General features: G+C 63.8%; 22 protein-coding genes. 9 read left to right on the top strand and 13 right to left on the bottom strand.

Going from position 1 to position 22,420, the window contains the following annotated elements:
• Positions 1–104 precede the first annotated feature (104 nt).
• Positions 105–500 (top strand): GtrA family protein, encoded by a 396-nt coding sequence (locus tag ACIQC5_RS04120; protein WP_400278611.1) that lies wholly within the window; start codon positions 105–107, stop codon positions 498–500.
• Positions 501–515: 15 nt separating this feature from the next.
• On the opposite strand, the gene ACIQC5_RS04115 is transcribed toward ACIQC5_RS04120, so the two are convergent.
• From ACIQC5_RS04115 to ACIQC5_RS04090, 6 genes are all read right to left on the bottom strand, one after another.
• Entirely contained in the window at positions 516–1,682 is a 1,167-nt protein-coding gene (locus ACIQC5_RS04115; RefSeq protein WP_400278609.1) for a cysteine desulfurase family protein, read from the bottom strand.
• Between the two features lie 6 nt (positions 1,683–1,688).
• The gene (gene nadC, locus ACIQC5_RS04110) at positions 1,689–2,561 is read right to left on the bottom strand and encodes a carboxylating nicotinate-nucleotide diphosphorylase (RefSeq protein ID WP_400278607.1); all 873 of its coding nucleotides are present in this window, start codon (positions 2,559–2,561) and stop codon (positions 1,689–1,691) included.
• Positions 2,554–4,311, bottom strand: a complete 1,758-nt coding sequence (gene nadB, locus ACIQC5_RS04105; RefSeq protein WP_400278605.1) for an L-aspartate oxidase — start codon at positions 4,309–4,311, stop codon at positions 2,554–2,556. Before nadB ends, nadC begins: the two co-directional genes overlap by 8 nt.
• A gap of 52 nt (positions 4,312–4,363) precedes the next feature.
• On the bottom strand, positions 4,364–5,671 hold the full coding sequence (gene nadA, locus ACIQC5_RS04100) for a quinolinate synthase NadA (protein WP_400278603.1): 1,308 nt from the start codon (positions 5,669–5,671) through the stop codon (positions 4,364–4,366).
• Positions 5,668–6,378: an NUDIX hydrolase gene (locus ACIQC5_RS04095; RefSeq protein ID WP_400278601.1), complete on the bottom strand. Its 711-nt coding sequence runs from the start codon at positions 6,376–6,378 to the stop codon at positions 5,668–5,670. Before ACIQC5_RS04095 ends, nadA begins: the two co-directional genes overlap by 4 nt.
• Before the next feature lie 120 nt (positions 6,379–6,498).
• On the bottom strand, positions 6,499–6,972 hold the full coding sequence (locus ACIQC5_RS04090; protein WP_400278599.1) for an Lrp/AsnC family transcriptional regulator: 474 nt from the start codon (positions 6,970–6,972) through the stop codon (positions 6,499–6,501).
• A 175-nt stretch (positions 6,973–7,147) separates the two neighbouring features.
• Between ACIQC5_RS04090 and ACIQC5_RS04085 the strand changes: the two genes are divergently transcribed.
• From ACIQC5_RS04085 to ACIQC5_RS04065, 5 genes are all read left to right on the top strand, one after another.
• A complete protein-coding gene (locus ACIQC5_RS04085) occupies positions 7,148–8,533 on the top strand; it encodes an amino acid permease (protein WP_400278597.1) in 1,386 nt (461 codons plus the stop codon).
• A gap of 138 nt (positions 8,534–8,671) precedes the next feature.
• Positions 8,672–9,724 (top strand): thiamine pyrophosphate-dependent enzyme, encoded by a 1,053-nt coding sequence (locus tag ACIQC5_RS04080; protein WP_400278595.1) that lies wholly within the window; start codon positions 8,672–8,674, stop codon positions 9,722–9,724.
• Positions 9,717–10,799, top strand: coding sequence for an alpha-ketoacid dehydrogenase subunit beta (locus tag ACIQC5_RS04075; protein WP_400278593.1), 1,083 nt, complete (start codon positions 9,717–9,719; stop codon positions 10,797–10,799). The genes ACIQC5_RS04080 and ACIQC5_RS04075 overlap by 8 nt, the downstream gene beginning before the upstream one ends.
• The gene (locus ACIQC5_RS04070) at positions 10,792–11,121 is read left to right on the top strand and encodes a biotin/lipoyl-containing protein (RefSeq protein ID WP_400278591.1); all 330 of its coding nucleotides are present in this window, start codon (positions 10,792–10,794) and stop codon (positions 11,119–11,121) included. The genes ACIQC5_RS04075 and ACIQC5_RS04070 overlap by 8 nt, the downstream gene beginning before the upstream one ends.
• 1 nt (position 11,122) lies before the next feature.
• Complete coding sequence (locus ACIQC5_RS04065) at positions 11,123–11,953, top strand: alpha/beta fold hydrolase (protein ID WP_400278589.1); 831 nt, start codon at positions 11,123–11,125, stop codon at positions 11,951–11,953.
• A 51-nt stretch (positions 11,954–12,004) separates the two neighbouring features.
• On the opposite strand, the gene ACIQC5_RS04060 is transcribed toward ACIQC5_RS04065, so the two are convergent.
• A complete protein-coding gene (locus tag ACIQC5_RS04060; protein ID WP_400278587.1) occupies positions 12,005–12,418 on the bottom strand; it encodes a MarR family transcriptional regulator in 414 nt (137 codons plus the stop codon).
• A gap of 87 nt (positions 12,419–12,505) precedes the next feature.
• On the opposite strand from ACIQC5_RS04060, the gene ACIQC5_RS04055 reads away from it, so the two are divergent.
• Positions 12,506–13,186 (top strand): phosphoribosyltransferase, encoded by a 681-nt coding sequence (locus ACIQC5_RS04055; RefSeq protein WP_400278585.1) that lies wholly within the window; start codon positions 12,506–12,508, stop codon positions 13,184–13,186.
• Between the two features lie 85 nt (positions 13,187–13,271).
• Here ACIQC5_RS04055 and ACIQC5_RS04050 read toward each other — a convergent pair whose 3' ends face one another.
• Positions 13,272–14,606, bottom strand: coding sequence for an MFS transporter (locus tag ACIQC5_RS04050; protein WP_400278583.1), 1,335 nt, complete (start codon positions 14,604–14,606; stop codon positions 13,272–13,274).
• Between the two features lie 245 nt (positions 14,607–14,851).
• On the opposite strand from ACIQC5_RS04050, the gene ACIQC5_RS04045 reads away from it, so the two are divergent.
• Complete coding sequence (locus ACIQC5_RS04045; protein WP_400278581.1) at positions 14,852–15,598, top strand: IclR family transcriptional regulator; 747 nt, start codon at positions 14,852–14,854, stop codon at positions 15,596–15,598.
• A 74-nt stretch (positions 15,599–15,672) separates the two neighbouring features.
• Here ACIQC5_RS04045 and ACIQC5_RS04040 read toward each other — a convergent pair whose 3' ends face one another.
• On the bottom strand, positions 15,673–17,148 hold the full coding sequence (locus tag ACIQC5_RS04040; protein ID WP_400278579.1) for an APC family permease: 1,476 nt from the start codon (positions 17,146–17,148) through the stop codon (positions 15,673–15,675).
• A gap of 237 nt (positions 17,149–17,385) precedes the next feature.
• Here ACIQC5_RS04040 and ACIQC5_RS04035 point away from each other — a divergent pair, with 237 nt between their 5' ends.
• Complete coding sequence (locus ACIQC5_RS04035; protein ID WP_400278577.1) at positions 17,386–18,345, top strand: helix-turn-helix domain-containing protein; 960 nt, start codon at positions 17,386–17,388, stop codon at positions 18,343–18,345.
• Between the two features lie 46 nt (positions 18,346–18,391).
• On the opposite strand, the gene ACIQC5_RS04030 is transcribed toward ACIQC5_RS04035, so the two are convergent.
• The 4 genes from ACIQC5_RS04030 to ACIQC5_RS04015 are packed head-to-tail and all read right to left on the bottom strand — an operon-like array spanning position 18,392 to position 22,387.
• Positions 18,392–19,990 carry a sulfatase-like hydrolase/transferase gene (locus ACIQC5_RS04030; protein WP_400278575.1) on the bottom strand — a complete coding sequence of 533 codons (1,599 nt, stop codon included), beginning with the start codon at positions 19,988–19,990 and terminating at the stop codon, positions 18,392–18,394.
• Positions 19,987–20,841, bottom strand: a complete 855-nt coding sequence (locus tag ACIQC5_RS04025) for an ABC transporter ATP-binding protein (RefSeq protein ID WP_400278573.1) — start codon at positions 20,839–20,841, stop codon at positions 19,987–19,989. The genes ACIQC5_RS04030 and ACIQC5_RS04025 overlap by 4 nt, the downstream gene beginning before the upstream one ends.
• Positions 20,838–21,614 (bottom strand): ABC transporter permease, encoded by a 777-nt coding sequence (locus tag ACIQC5_RS04020; RefSeq protein ID WP_400278572.1) that lies wholly within the window; start codon positions 21,612–21,614, stop codon positions 20,838–20,840. The genes ACIQC5_RS04025 and ACIQC5_RS04020 overlap by 4 nt, the downstream gene beginning before the upstream one ends.
• Complete coding sequence (locus ACIQC5_RS04015; protein ID WP_400278570.1) at positions 21,611–22,387, bottom strand: ABC transporter permease; 777 nt, start codon at positions 22,385–22,387, stop codon at positions 21,611–21,613. The genes ACIQC5_RS04020 and ACIQC5_RS04015 overlap by 4 nt, the downstream gene beginning before the upstream one ends.
• Positions 22,388–22,420 lie beyond the last annotated feature (33 nt).

Genomic DNA, 22,420 nt, shown 5'->3' with positions numbered 1-22,420 from the left:
TCAGGCTTAAGACCATGGAGACAGCCGCGGACGCCACTGAGCTGCGCCCGTCTCCCTCAAAAAGGCCCGGAAACACAAGGCGCCGAGGCCTTCTCAAATACCCCGTGGTACGGCAGCTGGTACGGTTCACCGGCGTCGGGATTCTCTGCACGGCAAGTTCGCTGGCCATCTATGCAGCACTGCGCCCCTGGATCGATCCCCAGCTGGCCAACGCGATTGCGCTGATTGCCACATCCATCATGAACACAGCGCTGAACCGCAGGTTGACGTTCAAGATCACCGGCAGCAAGAAGCGCACCCAGGACCACCTTCATGGCTTGATCGTGATAGTGATCGCCCTGGTCATCACTGGCGGAAGCCTGGGCGTGTTGCACCTTTTCCGACCGGACGCCACGGTCGCCGAGGAACTATGGACCACCACACTCTCCGGCTTCATGGCCACCGCTGTGCGGTTCACGTTGCTGCGGCACTGGATCTTCCGCCGTGCCCGCCATGTCTAGCCGTGCCCTCCATCCCTAGTTGGGCTGTGGGGACGCCAGGTTCCTGACGCGTCCGACGGCGGTTTTCACGGCCGCGGCGGCCTGCTCCAGTTCGGCATCAGTGACTGTGGACGCAAAGCTGAAGCGGACGGCGGTTTGGGCGGTCTCCGGCGCGATGCCGAGGGCCAACAGGACGGGTGAGGGCGCATCGGAGCCAGCAGCGCACGCCGAGCCACTGGAGCACACCACTCCGAGCCGTTCAAGTTCGAGCAACACAGATTCGCCGCTGGTACCGGGGAAGCAGAACGACGCCACAGACGGCAGCCGCTGGCTCCGGTCCCCTGTCAGTATGGCGCCGGGCACCTCCGACAACACAGAGCCAATGAACGTCTCGCGCAGTTCGGAGACACGTGCCGATAGCACGGCCTGCTCGGCATGTGACAGCGTCAAGGCAGTGGATAGGGCCACAGCTCCGGCCACATTCTCAGTGCCTGATCGTTTCCCCCGCTCCTGCCCGCCCCCATGAACCAACGGCTCTACGCGCAATCGGCCCTTGGTGAAGAGCACTCCGGATCCCTTGGGTGCACCCAGTTTGTGTCCCGAGATACTCAGGGCGTCCACACCCAGCGCTTTGACGTCCACCGGCAACCAACCGGCGGCCTGCACGGCGTCGGTGTGGAACGGGACGCCCTGCTCGCGGGCAACCGCTGCGAGCGCGGCCACGGGCTGGACGGTTCCAATCTCATTGTTGGCATACATGATGCTCACCAGGGCCGTTTCCGCCGTGAGCAGGGAGCGCAGTCCTTCGACGGAAACCAATCCGTGCGCATCCACCGGCAGCACGTCCACAGCAAAGCCGTGGATCCGTTCCAGGTATCGCGCCGATTCCTCCACAGCGGGATGCTCGACGGCGCTGATCACCACCCTGTTCAGCGAAGGGTCCGCCGCCTGCCGGGCGAGGGCGATGCCTTTGACTGCAAGGTTGTCGGCCTCGGTGCCGCCTGAGGTAAAGGTCACCTCGCCGGCACGGCAGTTGAAGACCTTCGCGACGGCGGACCTTGCCCCTGCCAGCGCTGTCGCCGCAGCTTCGCCGAGGCTGTGGTGGCTGGACGGGTTGCCGAACTCGCCGCTCAGGTACGGCCACATGGCCTCGAGGACTTCGCGGCGGACCGGCGTGGTGGCGGCGGCGTCGAGGAAGATCATGGAGATCTAGCTTGCCTTCAGTTCGACGTCGAGGCCGAGATCGAGAGCTGCCACGCTGTGCGTGAGGCCGCCGATCGAGATGACGTCGACTCCTGCAGCGGCAATTTCCACCACGGTGGCGAGGTTCACGTTGCCGCTGGCTTCCACCATGGCCCGCCCGTCAACCTGTTTGACGCCGGCACGCAGTTCTTCGATGGTGAAGTTGTCCAGCATGATGGTGTCCACCCCGGCGGCGAGCACTGGCTCGATCTGCTCCGCACTGTCCACTTCCACTTCGAAGTGCGTGGTGTGGCCCAACTGTGCCTTTGCAGCAACCAGGAGTTCGGTGAGTTTGGCCGGGTCCCCTCCAGTCATGACGGCCAGGTGGTTGTCCTTGGCAAGCACTGCGTCCGACAGGCTGTAGCGGTGGTTCGCTCCCCCACCGCATCGCACGGCGTAGCGTTCCAGCACGCGTAGGCCTGGCGTGGTCTTTCGCGTGTCTGTGATCCGGGCCTTGGTGCCTTCGACGAGCTTTACGAATTCCGCGGTCTTGGTGGCGATGGCGCTCATCCGCTGGGCCAGGTTGAGTCCGACGCGTTCTGCGAGCAACACCGAGCGCGCACTGCCGGTGACCCGCGCAAGGTGGGTTCCGGCGTCGAACGCTTCTCCGTCAGCGAGCAGCAATTCCACTTTGGTGTCCGGATCCACGAGCTTCATGGCGTCGCGGAAGACGGTTCCTCCGCTGAACACCCCGGGAACCCGGGCGTTGAGGATGGCAGTGGCGCGGGCTTCGGCCGGGATGAGCAACTGCGAGGTGATGTCACCGCTGGGCGCGTCCTCCGCGAAGGCCCGTTCCAGGATGTCCCGGACTGGCGCAGTAGGGAGGGTCAGGTTAGTCATTGATGAGGCTCGCTTTCCGGCTCATGGTGTAACGCTTGTCAAAATCGTCGACGGCGGCTGGTTCCGTCACGCAGTCACTGCGGTAATGCGCCCCGAGCGACTGCCTCCGCCCCCGGGCAGCCTGAACGAGCAACTGCGCGGCCAACAGCAAATTGCCGTCCTCATGCTCCCGGGGATCCAATGAGTCAGGCACCTCCAAGGGGACAACTTCGCCTTCCCAAGAACCAAGAGCTTCTGCGGCCTCCGCCAACAACTCACCGGTACGCAGCACGCCGGCCTTGGCAGTCATCAGCCGGCGAAGAGCCCAGCGCGAAAAGGCAACAGCCGGCGCCGGATCCATTTCGAAAACCGAAGTGACAGGCGAGCCCGGTGGCCCCGACAGCGCCGTTGTCGCGTGAGCGCCCGAACCGGCGGCCGAGCTTGCGAGGCGATCGCCGGTACGAGGCGCGAGCGCAGGCGCCAAGGGGCCTGCGGCTCCGCCTGTCGACCCCAAGAACGCTTCAACAGCACGCCGCCCGAACACGAGCCCTTCGAGCAAAGAGTTGCTGGCCAGCCGGTTGGCACCTTGGACGCCTGTGCAGGCAACCTCCCCTGCGGCCAACAGCCCGGGAACTGAGGTCCGCCCGTGGAGATCCGTTAGCACGCCGCCCATCCAGTAGTGCGCCGCCGGTGCCACGGGAACGAGTTCGCGGGTCCAGTCGACGCCGGCCTGGCGGGTGCGCTTGCTGATGGTGGGGAAGCGCTTCTCCAGGAATCCTTGGCCGCGCTGGTTTTCGATCACCCTCGCGTCGAGGAACACATGACCGTTGGGATCGCCGAGAGCCGCCAGGTGCAGTGCGATGCTGCGGGAAACGACATCCCGTGGCGCCAACTCGGCGTCAGGGTGGTAGTCAGCCATGAACCGCCGTCCGGTGGCATCGACCAGGATGGCACCTTCGCCGCGGACGGCCTCGGAAATGAGGAGGGGGTCCGTATTGCCTTCTGCCTCGCGTGCATCCGCGGGCAAGACCATGCACGTGGGGTGGAATTGGAAAAATTCGAGGTCTGCCACCTGCGCACCGACCCGCCAGGCGAGCGCGAGTCCGTCGGCTGTGGCGACCGAAGGATTGGTGGTTTGCGCGAACAGCTGCCCGGCTCCTCCTGTAGCGAGGAGCACGGCGTCAGCTTGGAGGTTCCGTTCCCGACCATCGTGGATGTACTCGACACCGGTTACGCGCTCCCCGTCGTAGGACAGCGATGTGACGTGGGCATGTCCGATCACTTCGATCTTCCCGCCCGCTTGGGCATCCAGGACGGTCCTGATCAGGGCCGCGGCGACGCCTGCACCGGTGGCGTCGCCACCGGCGTGCAGGATGCGTGGCGCCGAGTGGGCCGCTTCCAAGCCCAAGGCGGGATCGCCGTCGTCGTCCATGTCAAAACGCACGCCGAATCGCCCAAGCCCAGCGATGTCCAGGCGCGCTTCGGTGCACAACACCCGCACGGCTTCCTCGTCGCAGTGCCCGGCGCCGGCTTTGAGCGTGTCAGCAATATGGGCGGCCACGGTGTCACCGGGAGCAGGCTCGTCCAGGACGGCGGAGATGCCGCCTTGGGCGTAGTAGGTGTTGCTGTCGGCGAGGGCGCCCTTGGTCAGCAGAGCGACCTCGACGCCGGCTTCTGCAGCCAGCAGCGCGGAATACAATCCGGCGATTCCGCTCCCGACGACGACCAGCCGCCGGCGCCGCTGCTTGCCGGCAAAGCTCTCTGTGCTCATGTGAGGCTCGTTTCTAGTCCGGAAGACCGGGTAAGGATGAGTACCTGGTGGTTTATGCGGGCTTGGCAGCCAGCATGCGTTCGAGCGCGATCTTGGCATTGTCCTGCACGGCGTCGTCCACGGTGATGCGGTTGACGATGCGTCCTTCGACGAGTTCTTCCAGCACCCAGGCGAGGTAGCCAGGGTGGATTCGGTACATGGTGGAGCAGGGGCAGATCACCGGGTCCAGGCAGAAGATGGTGTGCTGGGGGTTTTCGGCGGCGAGGCGGTTCACCATGTTGATTTCGGTGCCGATGGCGAACGTGGTGGGTTCCGTGGCGGCCGCGATGGCTTTCTTGATGAAGTCGGTGGAACCGGCGGAATCGGCCGCGTCCACAACTTCCATGGGGCACTCGGGGTGCACGATCACGTTGACGCCGGGGAAGTCGAGCCGGGCCTTTTCAATCTGGCCCACGCTGAAGCGCTTGTGCACGGAGCAGAACCCGTGCCAGAGGATCACGCGGGAGTCCAGCAGGGTCTGCTCGTCGTTGCCGCCGAGTTCCTTGCGCGGGTTCCACATCGGCATCTGTTCCAGGGGCACGCCGAGTGCTTTGGCCGTGTTGCGGCCAAGGTGCTGGTCGGGGAAGAACAGGACGCGCTGCCCGCGTTCGAAAGCCCATTCCAGAACCACTTTGGCGTTGGAGGACGTGCAGACGATGCCGCCGTTCCGGCCACAGAATGCTTTGAGCGCGGCCGAGGAGTTCATGTAGGTGACGGGGATGATGGGTACGCGACCCTGCGCGTCCGGCTCGGTGCCGAAGATCTCTTCGAGTTGCTCCCAGCATTCCTCCACGGAGTCTTCGTCCGCCATGTCCGCCATGGAGCAGCCTGCGGCGAGGTTGGGCAGGATGACTGCTTGCTCGGGCGTGGAGAGGATGTCCGCCGTTTCAGCCATGAAGTGCACACCGCAGAAGATGATGGCTTCGGCGTCGGGCTTGGTCAGTGCGGCGTTGGCCAACTGGAATGAGTCACCCACGAAGTCCGCGTACTGGATGACCTCATCACGCTGGTAAAAGTGCCCCAGGATGACTGCACGGTCGCCAAGGGTTGCCTTGGCAGCACGGATGCGGGCATCGAGCTCGGCATCGCTTGCCAGCTTGTACTCTTCGGGCAGTTGCCCCTGGCGGGGCGTAGCCTCGGGCGCGACGTCGCTGCTGGAGGCACCCGGTCCGTATGCTGGGGCACCGGCAATGGCCTCGGCGAGGTCATATTCCCACGGCCCCTTGGCCAAGGCGGGGCTGCAGGTGGCACCTGCAGCAGATCGGCCCTTTTCGGCCTCCTCGCGAGTGATCAACTGGACGGCAGTGTTGACGCTGCTCATGGTGTACTCCTGTTATCTGGCCCGAGGCCGGGCGTGCCGGTGAAGCGGTAGAGGCGTGGCGGACGGTGTTTTCCGCCCTGCAGGTATTCACCGGTTTCTTCAATTTCCGGTGTGGCTTTGATGTGTCGGCGAAAGTTCGCCGGGTCCAGTTGACGGTCCAGGACGGCCTCGTAGACTTCGCGAACCTGGGCAAGAGTGAAGAACTCTCCCAGCAGGTGGTAGGCGATCGAACCGTAGGCCATCTTGTTGCGGAGCCGCCAGAGTGCGTAGTCCACGATCGCGTTGTGGTCGAAGGCGAGGTCGCCGAGCCTGTCGGCCCGGAACCACCGCACGTTTTCCGATTCATCCGCCAGGGCAGCCTCAGTCGGCTGCACCAGGGCCCAGTAGACGATGGAGACCACGCGTTGGCTGGGCGAACGGTGCAGGCCGCCAAAGGCGTACAGCTGCTCCAAATAGTGAGGGGCGAGGCCGGTGGTGTCGCGCAGGTTCCGCGCGGCCGCGTCCTGGAGCGATTCGTCATGCGACAAGGGGCCACCGGGCAGCGCCCACATGTCCTTGAACGGCTCCCGAATCCTGCGGACCAGCGGTAGCCAAAGGGTGGGGCGGCCGGATGTTTCGCTGGGACGAAGCGCGAAAATCACCGTGGAAATAGCCAACGACGGCGGTGCGAGCCGCCGCTCGGCGACGTTTGCTGAGCTTGCGTTCACGGTGATTCACCCCGCTTCATTGCCGTTCGGAAGCCCTGCACAAGAACCAGGACTTACTTAAAGTCATGTTGACTAGAACTAATGGTACGACTCCATGACCTCTTGGCAAAATGCCTTACGTCACATGGACTCCGCCGCAGCCTCCATGAGGGGCAGGGTGCGGCCCTGGATATGGCTGTTCAACACAATCACCGACGAGCACCTGACCACGGACTTGGTGGCGATCATCGCGTCCAGAACGCGCTGCATGTCCGGGTTGGAACGGGCGGCAATGCGCACCATCAGGTCCGAGTTTCCCGTCACGGTGTGGACTTCAATGATCTCGGGAATGGCGCGAAGGCTTTCGATGATGGCGTCGTGACCAATTTCCTGCGTGATGGTGACCGAGCAGAACGCCACAACAGGGAAGCCAAAGTTGGCCGGATCCGGCTGGGGAACCCACGAGCCAATAACTCCGGACTCGATCATACGATCAATCCGGGACTGCACCGTTGCCCTCGCGACCTTGAGGACGCGGGAGGCCTCCAGCACGGAGGATCGCGGCGAATCAGTGAAGAAACGTACAATTTTTGCATCAAGTGCATCGACCAGCATCAAAGTTCCTGTCCCCGGGGATACTTACCCATCACATCGCAAAAGCAAAAAGTGATGTATCTTACAAACTGCGAGAATTATTCCACGGCTCTTGCTGCGTCGTCGACGCCCCGCCTGCCTGGCCCATGAAGCCGGCACGGCCACCCAGTATGAAATCCATAGAAGGTAGACACGTATGACAACGAAGTCCATCGCGGCTCCTGCGCCTACATCCGGCCTCGGCCATTCCCTCAAACCACGCCAGCTCACCATGATGGGGCTCGGCAGCGCGATCGGCGCCGGCCTGTTCCTCGGCTCCGGCGCCGGCGTACAGGCGGCCGGCCCGGCGGTCCTTATCTCTTACCTCGTAGCCGGCACCCTCATCATCCTGGTCATGTGGGCCTTGGGCGAGATGGCCGCAGCCAACCCCAACAGCGGCGCTTTCTCCGTTTACGCCGAGAAGGCCATGGGCAAGACGGCCGGCGGCACCATCGGCTGGCTCTGGTGGCTGCAATTGGTAGTGGTCATCGCCGCCGAGGCACTCGGCGCTGCAGGCTTGCTCTTCTCCGTTTGGCCCGTGATCCCCGTGTGGATCCTCGCGCTCGTCTTTATGGTGGTGTTCACCGGCATCAACTTGGTGGGCGTCCGCAACTTCGGCGAATTCGAGTTCTGGTTCGCCATCTTGAAGGTCGCGGCCATCGTGATCTTCCTGCTCATTGGCGCAGCCCTCCTGTTCGGCTGGCTGCCCAATGTCACTTCGCCGGGCCTGTCAGCCTTTGGTGACTTCGCACCCAACGGCATCGGCGGCGTCGCCGCTGCACTGTTCGTGGTGATCTTCGCCTTCGGTGGCACTGAGATCGTCAGCGTGGCAGCAGCGGAAACCGAGAACCCCGCCCACAGCGTGGGCAAGGCCATCCGGACAGTCGTCTGGCGCATCCTGGTCTTCTACATCGGATCCGTGTTTGTCATCGCCGCAGTCCTCCCCGTAGGGTCCGACGGGCTGAAGTCGCCCTTCGCGGGCGTGCTGGACCTCGCCGGAATCCCCGGAGCCGGAGCCGCCATCACCCTGGTTGCCGTCGTTGCGCTGCTCTCGGCCCTCAATGCCAACCTGTACGGCGCGTCCCGCATGATCTTCTCCTTGTCCGAGCGCGGCGAAGCTCCCCGCTTCCTGTCGCGCCTGAGCGGTTCCAAGGTGCCCGCGGCCGCCGTCGGCATCTCCGTCGCCTTCGGCTTTATCGCAACGATCCTCGAACTGCTCTTCCCCGAGAAGATCCTGCCCGCACTGCTCAACCTCGTAGGTTCCACATGCTTGGTGGTCTGGGGCACCGCGCTGGTCTCGCAGCTCATCCTGCGCCGCAAGGCCGACCGCGACGGCACCGAACTGCCGTTGCGCATGAAGGGCTTCCCCGCCCTCACCATCCTGGGCCTGATCCTGCTGGGCATCATCTTCGTGGTGGGCTTCGCCAACCCGGAGAGCGCCGGCCAACTGATCGGCACGTTCATCTTGATCCTGGTCATCGCCGCCGGCTGCTTCCTCAACGCCAAGTCCAGGGCCGCCAAGGCCACGGAGGTCGCCGAGTAACCGCCTGCAAAGCGCTGCCAAGAAGCCCTGCACAGTTTGTTCTGCGCGGGGCTTCTTTGTGTTCTCAAATTGTACAAAGTGTTCCGTTTAGACTGAGCTGATTGCGCACACCTCTCCTCGGTGACTAGGGTCACAGCCATGACTACCAAACCTGTGCTGGCCGCCGTCGATGACGACGCGGCTCCACTGACGCACGAACAACTGCGTGAGCTGTACTCCCTGATGGCAGCCGTCCGCCACCTGGACACCGCGGCCGTCGCTTGGCAGCGCCAAGGGATCATCCCCGGCTACGCTCCCGAACTCGGCCAGGAAGCTGCCCAGGTGGGCAGCGGCTACGCCGTTGACCGGAGCCGCGACTTCGTTTTCCCCACCTACCGCGAAATGGGCGTAGCCCGAGCCATGGGCCTGGACATGGTGGGCTACATGTCCACTCACAAGGCCACGTGGCACGGCGGAATGTACAACCCGTTGGAATCCCGCTTTGCGCCGATCCAGGCCGTCGTGGCCGGCTCCGTGCTGCACGCCGTCGGCTGGGCCCACGGCCAAACCCTGTCCGGAAAGCCTGCCGGCGAATTGGGCGTGGCCATGACCTACTTCGGCGACGGCGCCTCGTCCCAAGGCGATGTGCACGAGGCCATGAACTTCGCCGCGGTCATGAAGGCCCCTGTGGTTTTCTTCATACAGAACAACGGCTGGGCGATCTCGGTCCCCACCGAACGCCAGGTAGCCGGCGGTTCGGTCGCTGCCCGCGCAGCCGGCTACGGCATCCCGTCCCTTCAAGTGGATGGCAACGACGTTGTTGCGGTCTTCGAAGCAACCCGGTCGGCATTCGCGCATTGTCGCAGCGGCAACGGCCCTGTGGTGATCGAAGCCATGACCTACCGGCGTGGCCCGCACTCCACCGCAGACGATCCCGGGCGTTACCGAACGCTGGACGAAGAACGCCTTGATGCCGGCGAGGATCCACTCCAGCGCTTCAAGAAGCGGCTGCTCGCGGACAACGTGGCGGATGAGGCGTTCTTCGCCGCGGCACAACGCATGGCAGAAGAGGAAGAAGAAGCCATCCGCGCAGGTATCGAAGCCCTCGGCCCACGGCCGGGCGCAGAGATGTTCAGCATGGTCTTCCAAGAGCCAACGTCCGCCCTTCAATCCCAAGCCACGGTGTGGCGCGAGGAGTCCGAACATGTCTGAGACCATCACCGATTTGCGCAGCACCGGCAGCAGCACTGATAGCGGCGCTGCTAACGGGGCAGCGGACGTTCCGCAGATGTCCATGCAGCAGGCACTCAACCGAGCACTCGACGAAGTCTTGGCTGAGAATCCCAAGACCGTCATCTTTGGCGAAGACTGTGGCCGGCTGGGCGGCGTCTTCCGAATTACGGACGGCCTGCAGGCCAAGCATGGTGAAGACAGGGTCTTCGATACTCCGCTGGCCGAGTCCGGCATCCTGGGCATGTCGGTGGGCCTGGCCATGGCCGGATTCCACCCCATCCCGGAGGTCCAGTTCGACGGTTTCGCCTACCCCGCCATCAACCAGATCGTCTGCCAGATCGCCCGCATGAATTACCGGAGCCGCGGCACCCTGCCGATGCCGATCACCCTGCGCGTTCCCAGTTTCGGCGGCATCCGCGCCCCCGAACACCACGGCGAGAGCCTCGAAGCGTTGTTCGCCCACGTCCCGGGCCTCAAGGTGGTCTCCCCATCCACCCCGCACGACGCCTACCACCTCCTGAAGTACGCGGCCACGCGACCGGACCCGGTGATCTTCATGGAGCCGAAGTCGCGCTATTGGCAGAAGGGACCCGTTGACGTCACCTCCGCGGCCGCGGACACCGCAGGAAACAGCGGCGGCAGCCTCACCGGCGCCCGCGTGGCAAGGCCGGGCCGCCACCTGACGCTCGTAGCCTGGGGTGCCATGGTGGCTCGCTGCCTGCAGGTCGCCGACCTTGCTGCCGAGGACGGCATCGACGTCGAGGTCCTGGACCTGCGCTGGCTGAAACCGATTGATGCAGAAGCGCTGGCGACCTCAGTGCGCAAGACCCGACGCGCCGTCGTCGTCCATGAAGCGCCGCTGACCTCAGGCCTCGGCGCCGAAGTCGCCCAACTCATCACGCAGAGCTGCTTCGACACGCTGAAGGCTCCGGTGGAGCGCGTCACTGGCTTCGACGTGCCTTATCCCTCCGGTGACCTGGAGGACGAATACATTCCGAACATCGACCGCATCCTTTTTGGGATCCAACGCGTACTGGAGTACCGCCGTGGCTGAAATCTCTTTCCCGCTGCCCGATTTGGGCGAAGGCCTCATCGAGGCAACCGTGCTTGATTGGCTCGTCGCACCAGGCCAGCAAGTGGAACGCAACCAACCGCTCGTGGAGCTCGAAACGAGCAAGTCAGCCCTCGAATTGCCAAGCCCCCAGGCGGGTAAAGTGGTTCGTATTCACGGAACGCCCGGTGACACCATCAACGTTGGCGAACCGCTGATTGTGTTCGAGGTTCCGGACGACACCGCCGGGATCGTGGGCACTGTTCCGAAGGACGAAGCACCCAAGCGCCGGGTCCGCCTGAGCGCCGTACTCGATGAGGACTGACATGATGACCGGCAGGCACACCGTGGAACAGCACAGGCACACAGTGGAGGGCACCGACCCCGAATTGTTCGTGGAAGTCCATGAACCAGCCACCGACGCCGGTCTCCGCCCCATCCTGCTGATCCATGGCTTTTCGTCCTCGAGCAAACTGAACTGGGCGGACAGCGGCTGGATCACCACCCTCCAGGACGCCGGCCGCCGGGTAATCACGGTGGACCTTCCCGGCCACGGCCAAAGCCACTCCCCCGAGGATCTGGACTCCTACACGCCCAGCCGGATCCGCGCCGACCTGCTGCAGATTGTCACCGACGCCGGAGCCCGGCCCCTGCGCGACGGTGACCCTTCCACTGGTATCGACGTCGTGGGCTACTCCTTGGGCTCCAGGCTGGCCTGGGAATTTGGTGCCACGCAGCCGGACCTGGTCCACCGCCTGGTCCTGGGTGGACCGAGTTCCGCAGACCCGCTCGCTGCCTTCGACCTCGCGGCCGCGCAGAGGTACCTGGCGGACGGCTCGCCCATTGAGGACGAGTCCACCGCCGGGCTGCTGAAGATGGCGCAGTTGCTGCCCAGCAACGACCTGTTCGCGATGCTTTCGCTCATTGAGGCCATCAAGGGCGAACCGTTCGATCCTGCCGAGGCCACGCCGCACATGCCCGTCCTGCTCGTTGCAGGCGAGAAGGACGAGCGGGCCGCCACCATGCCCGAGCTCGCTTCCCTTGCCGGTAAGCGCGGAGGCATGGTGGAAACGTTGGTCGTTCCGGGCCGCACGCACACCAACGTCATCACGAGCCGGGCCTTCAAGGAAGCTGCCATCGAGTTCCTGGGAGTCTAGGCCAACGCAGCGGCTGGTCCTCTCTTCCTGAAGTCGTCGGGCTCCACGAAGTTAGCGGGCCAGCCGTTCTGCGTTAAGGCTCATGCGCTCCAGGACACTGAGCGCCATGGCATATTCATCCAGGCCGATCCCCATGGACAGGTCTTGGCGTGCAGCCTCCACGAGCCGCTGTGCCTCGTGGTACTTCTCCCGTCCGCGCTCACTGAGGGTCAACCGGTCATCGATCATGGTGATCATGCCCCTGCCCACCAAGGCAGCGAGTTCCCGCTCCCGCAGCCGGATATCGTCGCCCCAGAACGGGCGCAGGATCCCGTCGAGTTCCTCCGGGCGAAGCGTGGACTCCGCGAGCGTGTTGAGGGTCTGCCATTGGCGCCTGGTGAGTTTGAGTCGCGACAAGGTGCTGTCCAGTTGGGCTTCCAACGCGGCGTCGAGCCTTTTGAGCCAGTATCCGATGGGCTTGTTCACAAGGCCATGTTTCCAGTGGAGGCCGCGCCGGGCAAGGACGGAAAGGTAGGCTTGGAATAGCCGCCGAATGACGTGAAAGTGGGGCAGATGGGCATGCGTTTCAAGGACCGTGCGGAAGCCGGTCGACGCTTGGCCGAGGGCCTCCCCCAATTTCGGGAGCGGCCGGACACCATCGTCCTGGGCTTGGCGCGAGGCGGAATCCCGTTGGCCGTCGCCGCAGCCGAAGCACTCTACCTGCCGTTCGGCGCCATCCTTGTCAGGAAGCTGGGCATCCCGGGCCGGGAAGAAACGGCCTTCGGTGCACTGGCCTGGTGTCAGGGAGACGTTGTCCGGATTGTGAACAAGCCGCTTCGGGACCTCGTGCTGAACCGCGGCATCTCCGAAAGTGCATTGCAGGCCGTCGAGTCGACAGAACGCTCCGAGTTGTTGCGCCGCGCCAAGGAATATCCGGGCATCGACCACGACCTTCGGGGCAAGAACGTGGTGCTGGTGGATGACGGGCTGGCTACGGGCGCCACCATGCGTGCTGCCGTGGAAGCCGCCAGGGCCGCGGGCGCCAGCATGGTGGTGGCCGCCGTTCCCGTTGCGTCCTTGGATGCCTACACCTCGTTGGCACGTGTCTGCGACTTTGTGATGGCTTTGCACACGCCCGGAAAGTTCCACGCCGTGGGAGCCTTCTACGAACACTTCGAGCAACTGTCCGACGCCGACGTCGTGAGCCAACTGGAGGGGGCCGGATCCCAGACCCGGCACCGGCAACACCACTGAAGCCACAAGATGCGGACACAGTCGGTATCGACCATGTCCGCATCTTCTGCTCTTGGTGCGTCTGCTTGAAGTTTGCTGCTTGTGCCTAGTGGTGAACGCTGAAGCCCAGCGGACGGCCCCGGGTTTCCTTGGCCAGGATGACACCTACTGCGGAGATGACGCAGAGGACCATGATGTATATGCCAACGGAGCCGGACCACTTGGTGTTATCCAGGAGCAGCTGTGCAATGAACGGCGCAAACGCGCCACCAAGGATCGCACCGAAGGCGTAACCGATGGAGATTCCTGAGTAGCGGACCTGTGCGGGAAACATCTCGGCGTACATGGCGGACATCGGGCCGTAGGACAGGCCCAGACCGATCGTCAGCACGAACAGCGCAGTTCCGTACAGCAGGATGTCCTTGGAATCGATCAACGCAAACATCGGGATCATCCAGGCGAAGACGAGCGCGTAACCGGCAAGGAAGGTCTTCACGCGGCCAATCTTGTCCGAGAGCCAACCGCCCACCATGGTGAAGATCAGCCAACCGAAAGAGGCGATGGTGGTGGCCAACAACACCTGCGGCGCGGGCATCTTCAGCGCTTTGGTGGCGTAAGAGATGAAGAAGGCAATCAGCAAGTAGCCGGCGGCATTGTTGGCGATGAAGATCAGGGCAGCGAGGACGACTTCTTTCTTGTTCTTGCGGAAGAGTTCGCCCAGGGGCGCCTTGCTTTCGGCCTTTCGTTGCGCGATTTCCTTGAAGACAGGGCTTTCACCAACAGCGCGGCGGATCAGGTAGCCCACCACGATCAGGACGACGGACAGCAGGAACGGAACACGCCAGCCCCACGCTCCGAAGTCTTCCTTGGACATGCCGGACTGCAGGAAGAAGAGCAGGCCCGTTGCCAGGATCATGCCGATGGGAACACCGATCTGCGGGTAAGACCCGAACAGGCCGCGCTTGGAGATCGGCGCGTGTTCAACGGCCATCAGAGCCGCACCGCCCCATTCGCCACCGGCGGAGAAGCCCTGGACCACCCGCAGGGTAATCAACAGGACAGGGGCCCAGAGTCCGATGGTTTCGTAGGTGGGCAGCAAGCCAATGAGCGCCGTGGCTGCACCCATCATGACCAGGGTCATGACGAGAACGGCCTTGCGGCCCAAACGATCGCCGAGATGCCCGGCGACAAACGCGCCGAGTGGACGGAACAGGAAGCTGATGCCGATCGTGGCGAAGGACAAGAGCTGTGCCACCCCCGGGTTGGACTTCTCCAGCGGAGTGAGGAAGAGCGGCGACAACAGCGTGGCCGTGAGCTGGGCAAAGATAAAGAAGTCGTACCACTCGATAGTGGTGCCCACCAAGGTCCCTGCCAGGACCCGGCGCTCTTCGCGTTTGCTGCTGGGACCGGACGGGGAGTCGACAGTGGAAGTTGCGGTCATTGGAACTCCAAGGGGTGAGAGTGACTGGTCGGCGCTTGTGACTTGCATTAACCGACAGAACGGTCAGTTAGGAAAGAATACTACAAACGTGACCCGACGCACAGCATTTTCCGCTTCGCCTCCATTCACGCTGCCACTCGACAGCAAAGGTTCGATAATTGAAGCGCACGTTCTTATATGGAACGATTGCCGGAGATGGCCTTTAGCCCACTATTCCTCCACCGGAAGCTTTCCCCCCACATAGGATGGATCGCATGAATCCCGCCAGCGACGTCAAAAGCCCACAGGACGCACCCAACCAGGCCCCGCCGTCGCAAACCCTCTCGCGCGGGATCCGCGCCCTTGAGATACTGGCCGAAGCAGAACGCCCCCTGAGCATCGCCGAACTTGCCGAAGCCCTGGGAGTCCACCGCTCCGTGGCGTACCGCATCCTCAGGACACTCGAAGACCACTCGCTGCTCATCCGTGACGACTCCGGCCGCGTCCAACCCGGCCCCGGACTCGCCGTCCTGGCCCGGGGCGTGTCACGAAACCTCCAGACCGCCGCACTGCCCGAACTCACGCAATTGGCAAACACCCTCCACATGACAGCGTTTGTTGCCGTATGGGACCACCAGGAATGCGTCACCCTGGTCACCGTCGAACCACGGCATTCCGGCGCAGCACTCGCCCAGCACCCCGGAACCCGCCACCCCATCAGCACGGGCGCACCGGGAATCGCGATCCAATCAACCATGACCGAGGACCGCTGGCACCAAGTCGGCGCGGGCATTCCCTACCGCGCCGAAGCCCACGAGGCCCGACGCATCGGCTACGCAGCAAGCCACGATGAAGTCATCACCGGGCTCTCTTCCCTCGCCGCCCCCATCCACGTGCCCGGCGGAAGGCCGGCCGCGATCGCCGTCGTCTATGTCCGCCTCGACCAGGACACCGAGGCCGTTGGCCAGGCGCTCGCGGCCAGCGCAGCGCGGATCGAAAGCCAGCTGGCCTGATCCACTCCCTCCCGGAACATGTCCGGGACATGAAAGTAGCCCCGGCGCCTGCCGGGGCTACTTTCATGTACGCCTCAGTCCTCCGAGCCGTGGCCTATCCGCGCGTACAGCTCAGGCTGCGAGCGCCGCAACCGCAGGCCCCAGGCAACTCCCACCACACCTGGAAGCAGGACCACCAAGGGAAGGACGAAAGACACTGCCGTTGACTCCGTCTGCCCAAGTAGGACGTTGAAGTTGGCCAGAATCAGCACGAAGACCACAGCCAGCAAGATGAATCCCAGCCCGGGAGCGATGACGCGGACCCACAGGCTTGCCCCATGCTGCCGCCGGCGGAAGAAGCCGATCACGGCCACGGACACGACCGTCATGAGCAGAACCAAGCCCATGGCACCGCTGTTGGTCAACCACGTGAACATGGTCAGCACGGGGTACAGCTCGCCGAGCTCGGAACCTGCCCCCGCGATGGCAAACGCGATGGTCACGACGACGGCGATCAGCGTCTGCGCCAGCGAGCCGGCGAATGGCGCACGGCTCTCCGTACGGACCGCTGCAAGGAAAGGAGGAATGACGCGCTCGCGGCCGAGGGAGAAGAAATAGCGGGCCACGGCGTTGTGGAAGCTGACCAGAGATGCAAAGAGGCTGGTAACGAACAGAATCTGGGCGATGTCGCTGAGCAGCACGCCGCCGTTGGCCCCAAGGAAGGCAAAGATCATGTCCGGACCGTTGCTGGTGGCTGTTTCAATGACGGCGGACGGTCCAGCGCCAACGGTCATCGCCCAGGCAGACACAGCGTAGAACAAAGCAATAATGGCGACAGCCGCGAACGTTGCACGGGCGACGGTGCGCTTGGGATCCTTCGATTCCTCGCCATAGATTGCGGCAGACTCGAACCCCATGAATGCGGCAATGCCGAAGGACAGCACAGCGCCAATGCCCGGAACGAACAGGCTCTCCGGACTGAAGGTCGCGGCGGTGACGCCTTCCGGTGCCACGGCCAGGCTGATCACGTCATAGACAATGACCACCAGGAATTCCAAGGCCACCAGCACGCCCAGTACCTTGGCCGAAAGATCCACACGGTTCACGCCGAGCCAACCAACGATCGCGATACACACCAGGACAGGAATCCACCATGGAACGCTGATGCCCAGGCGGGCAGAGAGAAGTGAGGAGACCGTGAAGCCGAACAGTCCGTAAATGCCCACCTGCATGAGGTTGTAGGCCATCAGCGCCACCAGGGATGCGCCAACGCCGGCAGGGCGCGAGATGCCTTGGGCGATGTAGGCGTAGAAAGCTCCTGCGTTGGTCACGTACCGGCTCATCGCCGCGTAGCCGACCGCGAAGAGTGCCAGGATGCCGCCCAGGATCAGGAAGGACAGCGGGACGCCGGTCACGCCGGTGACGGCGAACGTCGTCGTCACGCCACCGGCCAGGACGGTCAGCGGCGCCGAGGCCGCGATAATCATGAAAGTCACGGCGGGTACGCCGAGTCGCCTTTTGGTGTCTGCGGGCCCTGCAATCTTGCCCTTGACGGGATTGTCCACGCTCATAGTGTGCTCCTGCCTCGGTGCCGCGGGAGATTTGCGCGGCACGGTGTCGGTCATTCCGCAATCTTCCACCGGAGGAGGACCGCGTGACTTGTCTCACACGGCAAGGTGTTTGTCTGTGCACGCAAGCACCAGCGGCGGTGACGCCCCGGTGTAGAATCGTGGGCAAGCTCACGTCCGCGCCGGTGGCCTTTCGGTAACCGTGGAATGCGGCACGGCGGGCCACTGAAAGGGAGTTCGATGACCGTCGTGGCTGACATGGGCCCCGCAACCGTGCATACCGTGGTGGCGGAATCGTTCCAGGAATGGAGCCGGGCCATCTCTGCGTCCTTCGTGCCGCTGGTGGCCAAGGGCCCCAACACCATGCATTTCCGCGGAATGATGCGTGCACGCGTCCTGGGGCAGATCTCGGTGGTTGAAGTCACTGCTGGACCTCACACCGTACTCCGCACGCCTGAACTGATCGCCAAGTCCACTGGGCGCTTCTTCAAACTCAGCATCCAGCTCTCCGGATCCGGCCGCCTGATGCAGGACGACCGCGAGGCGGTGCTTCGCCCCGGCGATCTCGCCATCTATGACACCTCCCGTCCTTATGAACTAACGTTCGACGACGACTTCCGCACTTTGGTGCTGATGTTTCCGCACGTCCTGCTCGACTTGCCGGCCGAAGCCATGGGCCATGTCACGGCCCTCCGGATTCCCGGGGACGAGGGCCTCGGCGAGTTGATCAGCCCGTTCCTGGTGAAATTGGCCGACAACCTCGAAGCCCTCTCTGGCGCAAATGGACTCCGTCTGGTGCACAACGCCTTGGACCTGGTGACGACGCTCTTCAACGGAGAGCTCGATCAGCTGATCGAAACCGGCAGGGACCCGCACCTCCTTTTGCTGGGCCGGATCCACGACTACATCGAGGCCAACCTCGGCGACCCCGAGCTCTCTCCGGGGACCATTGCCGCAGCCCACTACATATCCACCCGGCACCTCCATGACCTGTTCCAGGAGATCGACACCACGGTGGCCGCTTCCATCCGGCAGCGCCGCTTGGAACGTTGCCGGCGCGACCTTCGCGACCCCGTCCTTGCCGACCGTCCCGTCACGGCCATTGCTGCCCGATGGGGATTCACCGACGCGGCCCACTTCAGCCGGATTTTCCGGGCCGCGTTCGGGAACTCGCCCACGGGCTACCGCAACAGCCGCTAACGGCGGGCCGGGCCCGGTAACCCGGTTGCCGCCGTCGAGCATTGCATCAGGCAGCGGCCGTTGGTGCCGTCCCCTGATCCGCAACGGCTGCCATCTCTTCGAGCATGGCCCGCAGCAGCCTGTCCTCCAACGCTGCGAAAGCAGGGTCGCCGGCCCGGTTGACCAACTCACCGGGGTCGCTCCTGTGATCGTACAGTTCGGCCATCTCCGAGCCGAAGTAGCGCGTCAACCGACCCTCGGCTGTGATGATGGTGCGCATCCGTACCGGCCCCGGCAGGCCCTCCAGGCCAAACGGCTGCTCTTCCTCCACCAGCAGCGCCTCCCGGTGATGGCCTGTGGTCCCGTCCAGGAGCGGCACCAACGATCGGCCCTGGATTCCCCGGTACGCGGCGGACCCAGTCAGTTCCAGCAACGTGGGCGCCAGGTCCGCACTGGAAACCAGAGCACTGCTGCGGCTGGGTGCATTACCCGGAACGTGGACCAGCAGAGGCACGTTGGTGACGGCGCGATAGTGCACAAAATGCTTAAGCATCAGGCCATGGTCACCAAACAGGTCTCCGTGATCGCTCGTGAAGACCACTACGGTGTCATCGGCAAGTCCTTGGCGTTCCAGCTCGTCCAGGATCCTGCCAATGTGCTCGTCCATCATCGTGATCAAGCCATACTGGGCGGCGGCAGCATGCCTGTACTGATCCTCGGTGGCCGCCCATGTCATGGTTGGATCCGCGTTGGGCTCGCCCCGGCGTTCCATCATGGCGCGGATATGTTCCGGCGACCCTGAGTGATCCTGGTTGAAGCCCAGTGGCAGCGGAAGGGACTCGGGGTCATACAGGTCCGAGTAGCCGTGCGGCGGAGAAAACGGATGGTGCGGATCCGGGAAGGACACAAACATGAAGAACGGCTGGTCCTGGCCCGCAGCATCCTTCAGATGCTCGATCGCTTTCTCGCTCACATAGCTCGTAGGGTGTGCCTCCGCAGGGATAGCTGTCTCGTACACCTGGTCCCAGCCCGCATAGTGGCTTGCGGAATGACCCTGTCCGCCCAAGGCTTCCGGATCGACGCCACGCTCACGGGCCCAATGGACATAGTGCCCGCCGGGCCGGTCGCCGTGGCCGATGACCAAGTCCACGTGGTGGTAGCCGTAGTAGTCGGCGGGGAGCCCGATGAACCGCTTGTCGTGTGCTTCCCGGTTCTCCCATTGGTCCCATCCCGGGGCGAAGCCCGGCCGCCGCGCATCGGCGGCCCCCGGGTCCAGGAGCATGGGGTCTGTTGCCTTGATCTCGTCCGCTTGATGGGGTTCAAACTCCCAGCCCATGTTTTGGTGATGCAACTTCCCCACGCCGATGGTTCTGTAGCCGCAGGCGCCCAGCGAACCCGGGACGGTCCGTGCCAGCGGATCCAAAGTGATGCCGTTGCACCGTGTTCCATGCGCCGAAGGCCACCGGCCGGTCATGAGGCTGGCACGGTTGGGCATGCAGGTCGGATTCGCGACCGTTGCGGCTTCGAACACCATGCTCTTGGCCGCGAGTGCGTCCAGGTTTGGTGTCTTGACCGTTTCATTGCCACCAAAGCCCACATGGTCTGCCCGCAGCTGATCTGCGATGAAGAACAAGACGTTGGGCCGGCGCCCTGCCTCCCCCGTCATGCCGGCCTCTTGATCATGGAGAGGACTTCGGTGCGTTGCCGCGCGAATTCCGGGAGCGAGCGGGTGGTGATCTGGTCGCGCGGGGCCGGCAGGTCGACGTCGACGATCTTCAGTACCCGTGCGGGCTTGGACCCCAGGACCACCACGCGGTCGGCCAGGTAGACCGCTTCGTCGATGTCGTGGGTGACGACGAGGATGGTCATGTTGAAGTCGTTTCGGATCTTGAGGCACAGGTCCTCGAGGTCAAAACGCGTCTGGGCATCCACCGAAGCGAAGGGTTCATCCATGATGAGGATCTCCGGACGGTAGGCAAGGGCACGGGCGATCGCCACGCGTTGCTGCATACCGCCGGAAAGCTGCCAAGGATAGTGGTTGTCCGCGTGGGAAAGTCCGACGGCGGCCAAGGCACCATCGCAGCGCTCCTTCAGTTCCGCTGCTGACAGTTTCAGGTGCCGCAAGGGAAGGACGAGGTTCTTGCGAACCGTCAGCCACGGCATGAGGGAACGGTTGTAGTCCTGGAAGACGAGCGCCATTTCCGGCGGCGGCCCGCTGATGGTCCGGCCGTCGATGGCAGCCCGGCCACTGCTGGCTGCGTGCAGGCCGGCCAGGCACTTGAGCAGTGTCGTCTTGCCCACGCCTGAGGGGCCGACGATGCAGACGACCTCCCCGGCGTCCACTGTGAAGGTCAGGTCTTCAATGACAGTCCGCGCCTTCTCGCCTGTCCCGTAGGTCTTGGCGAGGTGCGCGACGTCCAACCTTGGAGTGGTTGCACTGGTGCGTGTTTCGGGTTGCTGGGCCATGGCGGACTTTCTGTCTCGGTGCGGAAGGAGAGGGGCCTGCTGGGCGCTCATGCCGCACGCGCCATGCGTCGGGAGCCGATATACCAGGCCAGGACCCTGCGTTTGAGCAGGCTGAATAGGAGGTTGACCAGGAAGCCGATCACGCCCAGAAGCAGGATTCCTGCCCACATGTCGGCGGTCATGAAGCTTTGCTGGGCCAACAGGGTCATGGCCCCGATTCCTTGCGAGCTGCCCAGCATCTCGCTGGCGATCATCACAATGAAGGCCACCTGCAGGCTCACCTGCAGGCCGGAGAAGATCTGCGGCGCAGCCGCGGGAAGGAGGACATTCAACACCCGTTCCTTCCGCGTCAGGCGGTAGACCCTGGCCACGTCCATGAGGTCATTGCCCACCCCGCGGATCCCGTCCACCGTGGCGATCATCGTGGGGAACAGCGCCGCAAGCGCAATGCTGGTGACGCGCATCTGCGTCCCAAAGCCGATGAGGGAGATGAAGATGGGCACCAAGGCGACCGGCGGGATGCCCCGCAGGAAGTGAATCAGTGGATCTATGAGCCAGCGAACAGGTGCAACCAGTGCGGTCACGAAACCGATCGCTACCCCCGCAACGGCCGCGATCACGAAGCCCAGGAACAGGTTTCCCAGGCTCAAGAGGACGTCGGATTGGAAGTGGTCAAAGAGCCAAAGCTCCTGGAAGCGGAGCAGGATGGTCCGCAGTGGCGGGAAGAACGGATCGGTGGAGTTCTCCGACAGGAGCCACCAAGCCACGATCAGCACGATTGGCGTGCCGGCACCGATCAGCCAGTTCCTTGCTATGGAATTCATGATGGCACCACTTCCCGGTAGGACTCATGCCAGTGCAGGACCCTGCGCTCAGCGAGCCGGGTTGCACCTTGGAACAACAGGCCCAGGATGCCGAGAACGATCACCAGACCGTAAAGGGTGGCGTAGTCCCCTGCCGCTTGTGCCTGGTAAATGCTTTGGCCGAGGCCCGGACCGCCGCCCAAGAGGCCTGCCACCACGGTCACCACCAACGCGGCCGGTGCTGCCACGCGCATGGCAGTTCCGATGTAGGGCATGGCGCTGGGCAGCACCACGCGTGCGAGGATTTCTGCCTCGCCCATGCCGTAGGACCGTGCAGTGTCCCGGGCTACGGGGTCAGTGCTCTGCACTCCATCCACGGTCTGCATGACGATCGGCAACAAACAGCCAAACACCACCAAGAACAGTGACATCTCCGTGGTTGGCCCCAAGACCAGAACCGCCAACGGCAGAATGACGATCGGAGGAACGGGCTTGAGGAATTCCAGCACAGCCAAGGTGGCGTACCGGACGGTCTCGAAGCTCCCCACGAGCAAGCCGACCCCCACGCCAGCCACCGCCGAGAGGGCCAGCGCCAGCAAAGCGATACCAATGGTGGCACCGAGGGAAGACCAGAAACTCCCGGTACCCAGGGTGGTGGCCAAGGTGGCAAAGACGGTGCTGGCCGGAGGCAACGCATTGCCCGCAACTTTCGCCTCTGCAAGGAACTGCCAGATGATGATTGCTGCCACGATACCCAGGGCGCTGAAGGCCAAGGGGCGTAATACCGCCTTCATGATCGGTATCCGATTCTTCGGTAACGAATGGTC

The organism is Paenarthrobacter sp. NPDC092416, assembly GCF_044755025.1.
GTDB lineage: Bacteria > Actinomycetota > Actinomycetes > Actinomycetales > Micrococcaceae > Arthrobacter.
The sequence above is the reverse complement of the archived record's forward strand: the minus strand, read 5'-3'. Positions and strand labels throughout refer to the sequence as shown.

What these genes read in the sequence shown, in the direction of transcription:
- ACIQC5_RS04115 (WP_400278609.1), bottom strand. Translation starts at nt 1,682, where the DNA reads ATGATCTTCCTCGACGCCGCCGCCACCACGCCGGTCCGCCGCGAAGTC.
- nadC (WP_400278607.1), bottom strand. Translation starts at nt 2,561, where the DNA reads ATGACTAACCTGACCCTCCCTACTGCGCCAGTCCGGGACATCCTGGAA.
- nadB (WP_400278605.1), bottom strand. Translation starts at nt 4,311, where the DNA reads ATGAGCACAGAGAGCTTTGCCGGCAAGCAGCGGCGCCGGCGGCTGGTC.
- nadA (WP_400278603.1), bottom strand. Translation starts at nt 5,671, where the DNA reads ATGAGCAGCGTCAACACTGCCGTCCAGTTGATCACTCGCGAGGAGGCC.
- ACIQC5_RS04090 (WP_400278599.1), bottom strand. Translation starts at nt 6,972, where the DNA reads ATGCTGGTCGATGCACTTGATGCAAAAATTGTACGTTTCTTCACTGAT.
- ACIQC5_RS04085 (WP_400278597.1), top strand. Translation starts at nt 7,148, where the DNA reads ATGACAACGAAGTCCATCGCGGCTCCTGCGCCTACATCCGGCCTCGGC.
- ACIQC5_RS04080 (WP_400278595.1), top strand. Translation starts at nt 8,672, where the DNA reads ATGACTACCAAACCTGTGCTGGCCGCCGTCGATGACGACGCGGCTCCA.
- ACIQC5_RS04075 (WP_400278593.1), top strand. Translation starts at nt 9,717, where the DNA reads ATGTCTGAGACCATCACCGATTTGCGCAGCACCGGCAGCAGCACTGAT.
- ACIQC5_RS04065 (WP_400278589.1), top strand. Translation starts at nt 11,123, where the DNA reads ATGATGACCGGCAGGCACACCGTGGAACAGCACAGGCACACAGTGGAG.
- ACIQC5_RS04055 (WP_400278585.1), top strand. Translation starts at nt 12,506, where the DNA reads ATGGGCATGCGTTTCAAGGACCGTGCGGAAGCCGGTCGACGCTTGGCC.
- ACIQC5_RS04050 (WP_400278583.1), bottom strand. Translation starts at nt 14,606, where the DNA reads ATGACCGCAACTTCCACTGTCGACTCCCCGTCCGGTCCCAGCAGCAAA.
- ACIQC5_RS04045 (WP_400278581.1), top strand. Translation starts at nt 14,852, where the DNA reads ATGGATCGCATGAATCCCGCCAGCGACGTCAAAAGCCCACAGGACGCA.
- ACIQC5_RS04040 (WP_400278579.1), bottom strand. Translation starts at nt 17,148, where the DNA reads ATGAGCGTGGACAATCCCGTCAAGGGCAAGATTGCAGGGCCCGCAGAC.
- ACIQC5_RS04035 (WP_400278577.1), top strand. Translation starts at nt 17,386, where the DNA reads ATGACCGTCGTGGCTGACATGGGCCCCGCAACCGTGCATACCGTGGTG.
- ACIQC5_RS04030 (WP_400278575.1), bottom strand. Translation starts at nt 19,990, where the DNA reads ATGACGGGGGAGGCAGGGCGCCGGCCCAACGTCTTGTTCTTCATCGCA.
- ACIQC5_RS04025 (WP_400278573.1), bottom strand. Translation starts at nt 20,841, where the DNA reads ATGAGCGCCCAGCAGGCCCCTCTCCTTCCGCACCGAGACAGAAAGTCC.
- ACIQC5_RS04020 (WP_400278572.1), bottom strand. Translation starts at nt 21,614, where the DNA reads ATGAATTCCATAGCAAGGAACTGGCTGATCGGTGCCGGCACGCCAATC.
- ACIQC5_RS04015 (WP_400278570.1), bottom strand. Translation starts at nt 22,387, where the DNA reads ATGAAGGCGGTATTACGCCCCTTGGCCTTCAGCGCCCTGGGTATCGTG.